Source organism: Phyllobacterium calauticae (assembly GCF_019991125.1).
In the GTDB taxonomy this organism is placed as follows: Bacteria; Pseudomonadota; Alphaproteobacteria; order Rhizobiales; family Rhizobiaceae; genus Phyllobacterium; species Phyllobacterium calauticae.
The window spans coordinates 1-11,690 of sequence record NZ_JAGENB010000019.1; the positions used below are offsets into that span (position 1 = coordinate 1).

At 60.2% G+C, this 11,690-nt stretch carries 13 protein-coding genes; 4 read left to right on the forward strand and 9 right to left on the reverse strand.

Going from position 1 to position 11,690, the window contains the following annotated elements; genetic code table 11:
- Nucleotides 1-197 precede the first annotated feature (197 nt).
- Nucleotides 198-1,631: an aldehyde dehydrogenase family protein gene (locus J1W56_RS25595; protein WP_223616110.1), complete on the reverse strand. Its 1,434-nt coding sequence runs from the start codon at nt 1,629-1,631 to the stop codon at nt 198-200.
- Between the two features lie 204 nt (nt 1,632-1,835).
- Nucleotides 1,836-2,870, reverse strand: a complete 1,035-nt coding sequence (locus tag J1W56_RS25600; RefSeq protein ID WP_223616111.1) for an L-idonate 5-dehydrogenase — start codon at nt 2,868-2,870, stop codon at nt 1,836-1,838.
- A gap of 167 nt (nt 2,871-3,037) precedes the next feature.
- Here J1W56_RS25600 and J1W56_RS25605 point away from each other — a divergent pair, with 167 nt between their 5' ends.
- Both J1W56_RS25605 and J1W56_RS25610 read left to right on the forward strand, forming a co-directional pair.
- Nucleotides 3,038-3,805 (forward strand): SDR family oxidoreductase, encoded by a 768-nt coding sequence (locus J1W56_RS25605; RefSeq protein ID WP_223616112.1) that lies wholly within the window; start codon nt 3,038-3,040, stop codon nt 3,803-3,805.
- A complete protein-coding gene (locus J1W56_RS25610; RefSeq protein WP_223616113.1) occupies nt 3,802-4,302 on the forward strand; it encodes a gluconokinase in 501 nt (166 codons plus the stop codon). The genes J1W56_RS25605 and J1W56_RS25610 overlap by 4 nt, the downstream gene beginning before the upstream one ends.
- A gap of 2 nt (nt 4,303-4,304) precedes the next feature.
- On the opposite strand, the gene J1W56_RS25615 is transcribed toward J1W56_RS25610, so the two are convergent.
- The 6 genes from J1W56_RS25615 to J1W56_RS25640 all read right to left on the reverse strand — a co-directional run bounded on the left by J1W56_RS25615 (nt 4,305) and on the right by J1W56_RS25640 (nt 9,121).
- Nucleotides 4,305-5,189 carry an NAD(P)-dependent oxidoreductase gene (locus J1W56_RS25615; RefSeq protein WP_223616114.1) on the reverse strand — a complete coding sequence of 295 codons (885 nt, stop codon included), beginning with the start codon at nt 5,187-5,189 and terminating at the stop codon, nt 4,305-4,307.
- Between the two features lie 32 nt (nt 5,190-5,221).
- Nucleotides 5,222-6,157, reverse strand: coding sequence for a 2-hydroxyacid dehydrogenase (locus J1W56_RS25620; protein ID WP_223616115.1), 936 nt, complete (start codon nt 6,155-6,157; stop codon nt 5,222-5,224).
- Nucleotides 6,158-6,180: 23 nt separating this feature from the next.
- Entirely contained in the window at nt 6,181-6,912 is a 732-nt protein-coding gene (locus J1W56_RS25625; RefSeq protein WP_223616116.1) for an amino acid ABC transporter ATP-binding protein, read from the reverse strand.
- The gene (locus J1W56_RS25630; RefSeq protein WP_223616117.1) at nt 6,893-7,552 is read right to left on the reverse strand and encodes an amino acid ABC transporter permease; all 660 of its coding nucleotides are present in this window, start codon (nt 7,550-7,552) and stop codon (nt 6,893-6,895) included. The genes J1W56_RS25625 and J1W56_RS25630 overlap by 20 nt, the downstream gene beginning before the upstream one ends.
- Nucleotides 7,549-8,253: an amino acid ABC transporter permease gene (locus J1W56_RS25635; protein WP_223616118.1), complete on the reverse strand. Its 705-nt coding sequence runs from the start codon at nt 8,251-8,253 to the stop codon at nt 7,549-7,551. Before J1W56_RS25635 ends, J1W56_RS25630 begins: the two co-directional genes overlap by 4 nt.
- Nucleotides 8,254-8,317: 64 nt before the next feature.
- Complete coding sequence (locus J1W56_RS25640; RefSeq protein ID WP_223616119.1) at nt 8,318-9,121, reverse strand: transporter substrate-binding domain-containing protein; 804 nt, start codon at nt 9,119-9,121, stop codon at nt 8,318-8,320.
- A 311-nt stretch (nt 9,122-9,432) separates the two neighbouring features.
- Between J1W56_RS25640 and J1W56_RS25645 the strand changes: the two genes are divergently transcribed.
- Nucleotides 9,433-9,759, forward strand: a complete 327-nt coding sequence (locus J1W56_RS25645) for an EthD domain-containing protein (RefSeq protein ID WP_223616120.1) — start codon at nt 9,433-9,435, stop codon at nt 9,757-9,759.
- 54 nt (nt 9,760-9,813) lie between these two features.
- Entirely contained in the window at nt 9,814-10,842 is a 1,029-nt protein-coding gene (locus tag J1W56_RS25650; RefSeq protein ID WP_223616122.1) for a LacI family DNA-binding transcriptional regulator, read from the forward strand.
- Here the strand turns inward: J1W56_RS25650 and J1W56_RS25655 are convergent.
- Nucleotides 10,839-11,216: a DUF4180 domain-containing protein gene (locus J1W56_RS25655; RefSeq protein WP_223616121.1), complete on the reverse strand. Its 378-nt coding sequence runs from the start codon at nt 11,214-11,216 to the stop codon at nt 10,839-10,841. The genes J1W56_RS25650 and J1W56_RS25655 overlap by 4 nt on opposite strands.
- Nucleotides 11,217-11,690: the final 474 nt, after the last annotated feature.

Genomic DNA, 11,690 nt, shown 5'->3' on the forward strand with positions numbered 1-11,690 from the left:
GGTATATAGACCCCACCCACCAAAACTGTCAACACGCCTTTCCCAAAAAAACGCACAAATCCAAACTTTCTCAAATCAGCCAAGCAACCCCTGGGGATAACTCAACGGAGACAACACCCAGAAGCCAATGAAAACGGGCGGTGCAACCGCACCGCCCGTCAAAAACCGATCTGTCATGAAAATGGAGAAAGCGCGCGTCAGGCCAGCGTGTAGGCCGTCTTCACGGTCGTATAGAATTCGGCAGCGTATTTGCCCTGCTCGCGCGGGCCATAGCTCGAGCCCTTGCGTCCGCCGAACGGCACGTGGAAATCCACGCCTGCCGTGGGCAGGTTGACCATGACCATGCCGGCTTCGGCATTGCGCTTGAAATGCGTTGCATGTTTCAGGCTCGTCGTCGCAATGCCCGAGGACAGGCCGAACGGCGTATCGTTCGCGGTATGCAGCGCTTCCTCATAATCCTTGACCCGGATAACACTGGCGACCGGGCCGAAAATTTCCTCGCGGGAAATCCGCATCTGGTTGGTCGCCTCGGTGAACAATGCCGGCTGCAGGTAGAAACCGGGATTATCGCGGGTCAGCCGCTCGCCGCCGAAGGCCAGCCTGGCGCCCTCGGTCTTGCCGATGGCGATATAGTCCTCGTCCTGCTTCAGCTGGCTCTGATCGACCACCGGCCCGATATGGGTTCCGGCTTTCAGGGCGTCATCGACAACGACACCCTTCAGGCGCTCGGTTGCCGCCGCAACGAACCGGTCGTGGATGCCTTCGGTGACAATGATGCGCGATGACGCTGTGCAGCGCTGGCCGGTCGAGAAGAAGGCACTGTTGACAGCGGCTTCCACAGCCACAGTCAGATCCGCATCATCCAATACGACGAACGGATTCTTGCCACCCATCTCCAGCTGGAACTTGCGCATATGTTCAATGGAGGCGGCAGCGACGCGCTTGCCCGTCCCCACAGAACCGGTGAAGGTGATGGCATTGACATCGGCACTGTCCAGAATGGTCTGGCCGACAACCGAACCCTTGCCCATGACGAGGTTGAGCACGCCCTTCGGCAACCCGGCGCGGTGCAATATATCGACAATCGCCCAGGAACAGCCGGGAACCAGATCCGCAGGCTTGAAAACCACCGTATTGCCATAGGCCAATGCCGGCGCAATCTTCCAGGCGGGGATGGCGATGGGGAAATTCCACGGTGTGATGATGCCGACCACGCCCACGGCTTCCCGGGTGACTTCCACGCCGATGTTCGGCCGTGCACTGGGGAGAACCTCGCCGGCCAGGCGCAGGACTTCCCCGGCGAAGAAATCAAAAATCTGGGCGGCGCGCACGGTCTCGCCGATGCCTTCGGCCAGGGTCTTGCCTTCCTCGCGTGACAACAGCCGGCCGATCTCGTCCTTGCGGGCGGTGATCTCATCGGCGGTCTTGCGCAGGATGGCGTGACGCTCAAGAATGCCGGAGCGCGACCAGGCCGGGAACGCAGCCTTTGCCGCGGCAATGGCGTTCAGCGTGTCTTCGGCCGTCGCCCGCGCATATTGACCAACGACGTCATTGGTGTTGGAGGGGTTGATGTTGGCGATCGCATCGCCACCGATCCACGTGCCGTCGATCAGGTTCTGGTGCACTGTCATGATATGTTCTGTCCTTCCTGATGACGGCACCAGGGCCGTCACGCTGCAGCCGTCGACCGGCCTTCTCCCGAAACGCTTATGCCGAACAATCCCCCGGCGATAGACCCGAAAGCATCAACGCTCTGTCAAAGGGGAAGCGGCGCCGGACCTTAACATAGGGAAAAGCGGTTTCAATGGACATTTGGGGCATTCCCGGCACGAATGTCAGGCAAATGCGAGCTGCACCTTCATCGAACGGCTGCGATCGCCCGCGGCCTCAAAGGCCTGCACCGCCTCGTCAAGGCTGAAGATGCCAGTGAGCAGCGGCTTCACATCGACAATTTTCCGGCCGATCAGATCAACCGCGAGGCCGAACTCCTCGTGGAAGCGGAAGGAGCCGCGCAGATCGATTTCCTTGGAGACGATCAGGTTCTGCGGAATGGCGATGTCCCCACCAAGGCCGAGCTGCATGAGAATGCCGCGCGGGCGCAGGACGTCGAGCCCGGCGCGCAGGGCCCGTTCATTGCCGGATGCCTCGAACATCACATCGAACGAACCCTTATTGGCGGAATAGGCTGCCAGTTGTTCCGGATGGTCGGCGACATTGATGGTCCGGTCCGCCCCGATCTCCCGGGCCTTGACCAGCACCGCATCCATGACATCGGTCGCGACAATCTCCCGGGCGCCATGCGCCCGCGCCGCCAGGATGGTCAGCGCTCCAATCGGACCACAGCCGGTAACAAGGACACGCTTGCCAAGCAATGAACCGGCACGCTTGACCGCATGCAGCGTCACCGCAAAGGGTTCGGCAAAGGCCGCCTCGTTGATCGAAACGCCATCCGCCACCCGGTGGCATTGCCAGGCCTCGCCAATCAGCCGCTGGCGGAATGCGCCCTGGACATGCGGCATGGGCATGGCGCTGCCGTAAAAGCGCATGTTGAGACAATGATTCTGCAGCCCTTGCAGGCAATAATCGCAATGGTTGCAGGGACGGCTGGGTGATACCGCCACCCGGTCACCGACGGCAAGACCACTGACCCCCGACCCCAATGCCCTGATGGTTCCGGCAATCTCGTGGCCGAGGATCATCGGTTCGCGCAGCCGGATCGTGCCGAACCCGCCATGATTGTAATAGTGCAGGTCCGAGCCGCATATGCCGCCGGCCTCAACGGCAATATCCACTTGCCCGGCTTCGGGAATGCCGGGATCGCGCTCCTCGATGCGCAAGTCCTTTGCCGCGTGGATGACAACAGCCTTCATACGTTCCTCCCCTTGCGCTTCAAGCCTCCAGCCGCAACGGCCGGGATCAATTTCAGCGCCATAACACCGGAATACTTGCATATGTTATCGATAACATTTATGTCAAGCGGAGAAGGAAGCGATGACATCCTGCAATCGGAATTCCGCAGAACCGGAGGAAACAAAGAATGGCCTATCCATTGTTCAGCCTGGAGGGAAAACGCGCCCTCGTTACGGGATCCAGCCAGGGAATCGGCTTTGCCCTGGCCAAGGGATTGGCTGAACACGGCGCGGAAATCATCATCAATGGCCGCGATGCGGCAAAGGTCGATGCCGCCGTTGCCGAACTCAGGGCGGCGGGCCATAAAGCTCATGCGGCCGCGTTCGACGTGACCAGCCTGGAAAGCGTCAAGGCCGGCGTCGACACGATCGAGACAAATATTGGCGCGATCGATATTCTGTTCAACAATGCCGGAATGCAGTTCCGCACGCCACTCGAGGACTTTCCCGAAGACAAGTGGCAGCTGCTGCTGCAGACCAATGTGTCCAGTGTCTTTTATGCCGGACAGAGCGTGGCAAAGCACATGATCAAGCGTGGACGCGGAAAAATCATCAATATCGCCTCCGTGCAAAGCGAACTGGCGCGGCCCTCCATCGCGCCGTACACCGCAACCAAGGGCGCCGTCCGCAACCTGACGCGCGGCATGTGCACGGACTGGGCCAAATACGGCCTGCAGGTCAACGCCATCGCACCCGGCTATTTCAAGACGCCGCTCAATCAGGCGCTGATCGACAATCCGGAATTCTCCGGCTGGTTGGAAAAGCGCACCCCGGCGGGACGATGGGGCAATGTCGAGGAACTGGTCGGTGCGGCGGTGTTTCTGGCCAGCGATGCATCGTCCTTCGTCAACGGCCAGGTCATCCATGTCGATGGCGGCATCACGGCTTCCCTATGATCAGGCTGATCGTCATGGGCGTGAGCGGCTCCGGCAAATCTTCAGTTGGAGAGGGCATCGCGGCGGCACTGTCCCTGCCGTTCATCGAAGGCGATGTGCTGCATCCGGAAAGCAATGTGAAGAAAATGTCGGCGGGTATCCCGCTGACCGACGAGGACCGCTGGCCGTGGCTCGACAAGATCGGCGCGGAACTCGCCAAGGCCGAAAAAGGCGTGGTCGTGTCCTGCTCCGCATTGAAGAAGATGTATCGCGACCGGCTGCGCCGGGAAGCGGGCGGGACCCTCGCCTTTGTCTTTCTCGACGGCAGCCTGGCCGTCTTGCGCGATCACATGGGCAAGCGCACTGGGCATTTCATGCCGCTGTCGATGCTCGACAGCCAATTGGCGACGCTGGAATCGCCAACGGGTGAACCACTCGTGTTCACACAGGATGTCGCGCATCCGATCACGCAGATCGTCGAGGCCAGTGTGGCATGGCTGAGAGCGCAAGAACTGTGATTCTAGCCGGAAAAGCCATCGAGAAGCCGCATCATCTCGGCTGAATCGCGCGCCCCTAGACCGGCTGCACACAGCAGCCGGTGAATTTCAACGACCTGACCGGTCATCGGCAACGGCGTCTTCGTCTTCAGCGCAAAGACCTGCAGCGAATCGAGATCCTTGAGCATGTTGTCGATGCGCCCGGTCGGCGTGTAGTCGCGCGCGGCAAACTTAGCCATGAATTCCTGCATGATCCGGTTGTCGGCCCGCCCGCCCGCCAGCGCCTGCGGTATCAGCGCCGGATCAACGCCACCCGCTTCCGCCAGCTTCACCGCCTCGGCAACCGCCTGGAACGCCACGGCGCAAAACAGCTGGTTGATCAGCTTCGTCGTCTGCCCCGCCCCGCTCGGCCCCATCAACGTATAGTTGGCGCAGAGATGCTGCATGACGATTCGGCCGCGCTCGAAATCGGCGGCATCGCCGCCAGCCATCACGGTCAATCGCCCGGCAAGCGCACCGGGAACACCGCCGGACAACGGGCAATCCAGCCATTTCATCCCCGTTGATTCCGCCAGCACTGCCGCCATGTCAGCGGTTTCCTTCGGATCAATCGACGACATGTCGATCAGCAGCCTGTCGGCTCCGGCGGCCGCAGCCACGCCATCCGCGCCGAACACGACCGCCCGGACAATATCGGCATGGTTGAGGCTCAGAATGACGAACCGGCTTTGCGCTGTGGCCGCGGCAACCGAAAGTGCCGCCACGGCGCCTTTGGCCACAAGTGCCGCCACCTTCTGCGCATCGACGTCAAACACCGTGACCGGATGGCCGGTCTCGATGAGCCGTGTGGCAATCGCGGTGCCCATGAGCCCCGCGCCAATAACAGCAATCATGGATGCATCGGCCATGGCGGCTCTTCCCCTGTCTATCGCGATATCTGTCAAACAACCGCCGCCGGCAGCGGCTTGCCGGCAAATTGCGCTTCCAGATTGGCAAGCACAAGATCGGCCATGGCCCGGCGTGTCTCGTGTGTGGCACTGGCCACATGCGGCGAAAGCACGACGTTCTTCATGCCGAACAGCGCCTCCGGCACACGCGGCTCGTCCGCGAACACATCGAGCCCGGCTCCCGCAATGGTACCATGCTGCAAGGCTGCAACGAGAGCGGTTTCATCGACAAGCGAACCGCGGGCGATATTGATCAGACTGCCTTTGGGCCCAAGAGCTTTCAGCACATCGGCATTGACCACATGCCTGGTCTCGGCCGAAGCGGCCGCCGCAATGATCAGCACATCGCAATTGGCTGCAAGCTCCGCGAGCGTCGGGTAAAATGTATAGGGAACATCGAGCTTGCGGCGCCCCGAATAGGAAATCTGCCCGTCAAAGGCGACAAGGCGTTTGGCGATGGCCTGGCCGATGCGGCCAAGCCCGAAAATGCCGTAGCGCCGGCCCGTTACCCGGTGCCCGAGGCCGAGTTCGCCCTTTGGCCAGTTGCCTGCGCGAACATGATTGTCGGCCAGAACAAGCTGCCGCGCCAGATTGATGATCAGCCCAAGCGCAAGGTCGGCCACGTCGGCGGTCAGAACATCCGGCGTATTGGCGACGCGATAGCCGCGCTGGCGTGCCGCGTTCAGGTCGATCTTGTCGTAACCAACACCATTGATCGAAACGATTTCCAGCTTGGGCAATTGAGCCGCAAGCTCGGTCGGAATGCCGATATGCCCGCCCGTCACCACACCGCGGATTCGATCCGCATGCGATTTCAGGAAGCCCGGCTGGTCCGTCGTCTCAAACCAACGATGCACGGTATAGTGTCTGGCAAGATCCGCTTCGAGTGCGGGCATCAGTGGGCATAGCTGCAGAATATCGATCGGCATGATCATGGGATTCCCTAATGGATTTACTTGACATCGGCTTTGACGAACTGGCGCAGCTCCGGCGTCTTGGGATCGCTGAAGAGCTGTTTCGATGGCCCCTCCTCCCAGATCTTGCCCTGGTGCATGAAAATGGTTCTGGTCGCGACCCGGCGGGCAAAAGCCATCTCATGGGTCACGAGGATCATCGTCATGCCGTCCCGTGCCAGTTGTTCCATGACGTTGAGCACTTCCTCGGTCAGCTCCGGGTCGAGCGCAGACGTCACCTCGTCGAACAGCATCACTTTCGGCTGCATGGCGAGGGAGCGGGCAATGGCGACGCGCTGCTGCTGGCCGCCGGACAGCTCATCCGGATAGGCATCGAATTTTTCCGAAAGACCGACAAGCTTCAGCACGTTTTCCGCGGTTTCGCGGCTCTGTGCCCTGGCGACATTCTTGACGATCTTCGGCGCCAGCATGATGTTGTCGCCGACACTCAGATGCGGGAAAAGATTGTAGCTCTGGAAGACGATGCCGACGTCCCGGCGCAGTTCCCGCAGCTGCCTGGGATCGCTGCTCACCGTGTGGCCGGCAATCTTGATGCGGCCGGAATTGATCTTTTCCAGGCCGTTGATGCAACGCAAAAGCGTGCTCTTGCCGGAACCCGACCGGCCGATCAGCGCGATCACCTCGCCGCGCTCGACCGTTAGCGAGACACCTTTGAGCACCTCGACCGAGCCGAAGCTTTTATGGACATTTTCAACGATGACTTCTGGCATGGAGTCTCCTTTCCAGCCAACGCGACAGCTGGGACAGCGGATAACAGACGACGAAGTACAGCGCCGCGACCGCAAGAAACACGCGGAAGGGCTGGAACGTCGCATTGTTGATGAGTTGGCCCGCACGGGCGAGTTCGACAAAGCCGATGATCGAGGTGATCGACGTGTTCTTGACCACCTGCACGGCAAAGCCGACGGTTGACGGCAACGAGATGCGCAGCGCCTGCGGCAGGATCACATAGCGATATTGCTGCACGCGCGTCATGGCGAGCGATTCGGACGCCTCCCATTGCGGCTTGGGCACGGACTGGATGCAGCCGCGCCAGATCTCGGCGAGATAGCCCGACGCGTAGATCGTCATCGAAGCGCCCGCTGCCACGAGAGGCGGCAGCTGCAGTCCGGCGAGGCTCAGCCCGTAATAGGACAGGAACAGGATCATCAGCACCGGGATGCCCTGGATGATCTGGATATAGGTTGCGGCCGCAATCCGCAGCCACTTGTGCGTGGAGGTGCGGGCAAGCGCGATGACGAAGCCGACAATACCGCCGCCGCTGAGCGCGATGATCGTCAGGACAACCGTCCACAGCAGCGCCGAGACAAGGAAGCCGAATTCGCTGAAACCGAAGGTACGGAGAATCATGCCTGCACCTCCGGAAGAGCGACCGCGGTTCGCCGTGCCACGCGGCGGCCGAACAACCACAGCCCGATAACGGCCAGCACACCGCGCAGGGCGAGCGCCAGCGCCAGATAGATGAGCGTGACGACGATATAGACTTCGAAGGAACGGAAACTCTGCGATTCGATGAAGGCGGCCGATGCTGCAAGCTCCTTCGTCGAGATCGCCGAGCACACCGACGATGCCAGCATCATCAGGACAAACTGGCTGCACAGCGCCGGATAGACCTTGGCAATGGCCGGCATGATGATGACATGGCGGTAAATCTGCAGCCGCGTGAACCCAAGCGCTTCGCCCGCCTCGATCTGCGACTTGTGAATGGATTCGATGCCGGCGCGGATGATCTCGGTGGAATAGGCGGCGAGATTGATCGTCATGCCGATCAGGGCAGCCGTCACCGCGCTGACGCGCAATCCGAGCCCCGGCAGGCCGAAATAGACAATGAAGAGCTGCACGAGAAACGGCGTGTTGCGGATGATCTCGACATAGGCATCGACGAGAATGCGGCCGATGCCCGTTTTCATCGAGCGGATCGACGCAAGGACAATACCGGCGGCACAACCAAGGATGATCGACGCCACGGAAAGCTTGATCGTCATCCATATGCCGGCCAGAATTTCATTCTGGTATTGGGCGATGACGCCAAACTGGAAGGTGTAGGACATCTCCGGTCTCCATTGGAAAATGGCACCGGGCAGACTTTGCCCGGTGAACCGATTGAGCGGCAGATCAGAAGGATGGCAGCTGCGGCATGGGCTGGCCGGTCCACTTGACCGAAATGGCATCGAGCTCGCCGGAGTTCTTCATCAGATAAATCGCCGTATTGAGCCACTGGCGCATCTCGAAATCCTGCAGCGCCGTTGCCATGGAGTTGCCCTGGCGGAAGAAGGTGAAACCAACCTGTAGACCGGCATCGGGCAGCTGCTTCAACACGGCGTCGGCCACCGTCGATGGCAGCGCGACGGCATCGACCTGTCCGGCGATCAGCGCCTGGGCCGTGGTCGAATCATCCTCGTAGACCACGAGCTCGAGCCCTGGAACGGCGACTTTGCGCAAGGCCGCTTCCTGTGACGAGCCGCGATTGACCGCGACGCGCTTGCCGCCGAGTTCAGAGAGGGCCGCGAATTTCTGGTCCTTGCCGGAAACGATCACCATGTTGAAAGCGCTGTAGGGCTGGGTGAACATCACCGTCTTGGCGCGTTCGCCCGTTGGCGCAAGCGTCGCAATGAGGAAATCGACCTTGCCGGTCTGCAGCGCCGGGATGCGCGATGGCGGCGTCAGCGGCACAAGTTCTGCCTTCACGCCGAGATAACCGGCAATCAGGTTGGCGACATCGACGTCGTAACCCGTCGGATTGCCCTTCTCGTCGACCATGCCCATCGGCGGCGCGCCGGTAAGCACGCCGATTCGGACGGTGCCGCGCGAGGTGATGTCGTTCAGCGTGACCGCATTGGCATCGACTGCCGAAAACAGCCCTGCAGCGGCAAGGCCGACGGCCGCGACCATCACACGCAATGATTTTGAAATACCCATTCTTGTCTCCTCCACTTGTCGTGTTGTCCATGATTCCGGCGATGCCTCCCGAGCATCACCCGCCAGTCTCAGTGTGTATCAATTGTTCTCGATAACATTCCCATTCGGCCTGTTGATTCCGCGATACTGCGCTACGAGTCTTCGACAGTATTTCGTCCAGAAGCATCAAGCCGCAGCCTATTCAAACCATTCGGCAGCATTCCCTGACGGCTTGTCAATTTTGCTGCTTGTGTTTCCAATCAAGCATGTTATCGGTATCATTACAAGTGGCAAGGCGAAAATGCCACGCTCTCAACCCGCAAGGAGGATCCATGTTCACCCGGTCGGCCATTTTCGAGGGAACGATTCATAAAAGCCAGGAAGACGCCTTCTTTCAGATGGTGGAGGAGCGATTGCTGCCTGTCTGGAAGCGCATGCCGAACGCCCAGGCGGTGCGCGTCATGCGCACGGTTGATTCGGACCCTGATTCGCCCCCCATCGCCATGGTCCAGGAGGTCGACTATCCCTCGATGGAAGCCGTGAAGGAAGCCCTTGCCTCGCCGGTGCGCCTCGAAGGCCGGGCCATCACCGATGAAATGATGCGCATGTTCGATGGCCGTTTCTACCACGTGGTTTACAACAGGATCGCCCCGAAGTAACTGATTCGGAACAGACAGGACCGAACCGTGCCGCCATCTTCGCCCAAAGCCACCATGCACGACGTCTCCCGCCTCGCCGGCGTGTCGAAGATGACCGTTTCGCGGGTGCTGGCGGACCCTGATCTCGTTTCCGAATCAACCCGTAACCGGGTGATGAAGGCCATCGAGCAGCTGAGCTACGTGCCGGACCGGGTGGCGGGCAGCCTTTCCTCCCGGCGCACCAACTTTATCACGGCGATTCTGCCGACCCTGACCAATTCCAATTTCGCCGATACCGCGCAGGGTCTTGCCGAGGCCATGCGGCCGGCCGACTATCAGCTCCTCATCGGTTACACCATGTACCGGCTGGAGGAGGAAGAGCGAATCATCCGCGCCATGCTCGCCCGGCGGCCCGATGCGATTGTGGTTGCGGGAACCACCCACACCAAGGCGGCCAATGAAATGATGCTGCGGGCTGGTATTCCGATCGTCGAAATCTGGGATACGCCGGAACATCCGATCGACCATGCGGTCGGCTTTTCCAATTATGAAGTCGGACGGGCAGCGGCACTGCACCTGCTGGCATTGGGGCACCGGCGAATCGGTGCGCTTGGATCCAGGATGGACAGCGATGCGAAGGATTTGCGCGGCGAATCACGGCTCGCAGGTTTCACCTCGGTGCTGCGCGAAGCTGGCCTGAGTGATGAACTGGTGATTCGCGCCGGCCAAGCCCCGGTTTCCTACGATCATGGCGCCCTTACGCTCGGCATATTGCTGGAACAGGCCCCCGAAGTGGAAGCGGTCTTCGCCGTTTCCGACATTTCCGCCGTCGGCGCGCTGATGGAATGTCACCGGCGCGGCATCAAGGTCCCCGGCGATCTCTCGCTGATGGGCTTTGGCGATTTCGATATTGCCCGGCAATGTGTTCCGGCGATCACAACGATTCGCATCGATGCCGAACAGATCGGCCGCAGGACCGGCGAACTTCTGCTGCAGGTTCTCGATCGCAGCTCCGCCCGGGAATGTGCACCAGCAGCAGCGGTCAATGTCGGGTTCGAACTGGTGACGCGCGGCACCACGGCACCCGCGGCAAAACCGCGTTAGCCGGCTGCGTGAATTGCCAGCCGTTGCTCTAGTTCTGCCAGATCGCGAATGAACCACAGGCTGCGGCCGCGATTCGTCTCATAGACAAAATCGCGCAATGGCTTGCTTGTGTCCGCCCATGCGGAAATATCTCCGAGAATGGCCAGGCGAATCTGATAGTTGACGAATTTCTGGATGACTTCCCCGGCGATTCGGGTCTTGAGGTCGAGAAAATCATCGCCCAGCCGTGAAACCGGAATCACAGCGAGCGTTGCGTCCTGCGCCCAGGTCTCGCTGAGGAACGTATTGGCATCCCGCGCAGCGGCAAGTTTGTCACCCTCCCCGGCGAACAGAAGAACGCGTACGCCATGTATCTCGCTTACATCGTCGCTCATCTGTCGAAAATTCCTTTGGCTGCAAGCATGGACAATGACACTGCCAGATTACCTCGGCATCGAACCCGTGCAATGGTTATTCGGGTTGAGCAGAATGAACGTTTCAAACTCTTTGAGCATTATTAGCCGACGAATATATTGCTGCACAAGGGACTTCGGGCGTTGGTATTTTTGCGCCACCTCGAACGACGAAAGCCCCGCTTTTGGCGGGGTTATGTTTGTGTTTTGTGAGAAGCTGGTTTTGGTTGGTTGCGGTGCGCGGCTTTGCCCGTTCGGGTCTTAAAACAGTCCACTGGACTGTTTTCCCGGGCTTTGCCCGGACGACCGCTCACCCTTCAGGTTGTGAGCCTGAGGATGTGCGCTATGTTGGAAGGTTGTTTTGGTTGGTTGCGGGGACAGGCTTTGCCCGTTCGGGTCTTAAAACAGTCCACTGGACTGTTTTCCCGGGCTTTGCCCGGACGACCGCTCACCCTT

What these genes read in the sequence shown, in the direction of transcription:
- J1W56_RS25595 (WP_223616110.1), bottom strand. Translation starts at nt 1,631, where the DNA reads ATGACAGTGCACCAGAACCTGATCGACGGCACGTGGATCGGTGGCGAT.
- J1W56_RS25600 (WP_223616111.1), bottom strand. Translation starts at nt 2,870, where the DNA reads ATGAAGGCTGTTGTCATCCACGCGGCAAAGGACTTGCGCATCGAGGAG.
- J1W56_RS25605 (WP_223616112.1), top strand. Translation starts at nt 3,038, where the DNA reads ATGGCCTATCCATTGTTCAGCCTGGAGGGAAAACGCGCCCTCGTTACG.
- J1W56_RS25610 (WP_223616113.1), top strand. Translation starts at nt 3,802, where the DNA reads ATGATCAGGCTGATCGTCATGGGCGTGAGCGGCTCCGGCAAATCTTCA.
- J1W56_RS25615 (WP_223616114.1), bottom strand. Translation starts at nt 5,189, where the DNA reads ATGGCCGATGCATCCATGATTGCTGTTATTGGCGCGGGGCTCATGGGC.
- J1W56_RS25620 (WP_223616115.1), bottom strand. Translation starts at nt 6,157, where the DNA reads ATGCCGATCGATATTCTGCAGCTATGCCCACTGATGCCCGCACTCGAA.
- J1W56_RS25625 (WP_223616116.1), bottom strand. Translation starts at nt 6,912, where the DNA reads ATGCCAGAAGTCATCGTTGAAAATGTCCATAAAAGCTTCGGCTCGGTC.
- J1W56_RS25630 (WP_223616117.1), bottom strand. Translation starts at nt 7,552, where the DNA reads ATGATTCTCCGTACCTTCGGTTTCAGCGAATTCGGCTTCCTTGTCTCG.
- J1W56_RS25635 (WP_223616118.1), bottom strand. Translation starts at nt 8,253, where the DNA reads ATGTCCTACACCTTCCAGTTTGGCGTCATCGCCCAATACCAGAATGAA.
- J1W56_RS25640 (WP_223616119.1), bottom strand. Translation starts at nt 9,121, where the DNA reads ATGGGTATTTCAAAATCATTGCGTGTGATGGTCGCGGCCGTCGGCCTT.
- J1W56_RS25645 (WP_223616120.1), top strand. Translation starts at nt 9,433, where the DNA reads ATGTTCACCCGGTCGGCCATTTTCGAGGGAACGATTCATAAAAGCCAG.
- J1W56_RS25650 (WP_223616122.1), top strand. Translation starts at nt 9,814, where the DNA reads ATGCACGACGTCTCCCGCCTCGCCGGCGTGTCGAAGATGACCGTTTCG.
- J1W56_RS25655 (WP_223616121.1), bottom strand. Translation starts at nt 11,216, where the DNA reads ATGAGCGACGATGTAAGCGAGATACATGGCGTACGCGTTCTTCTGTTC.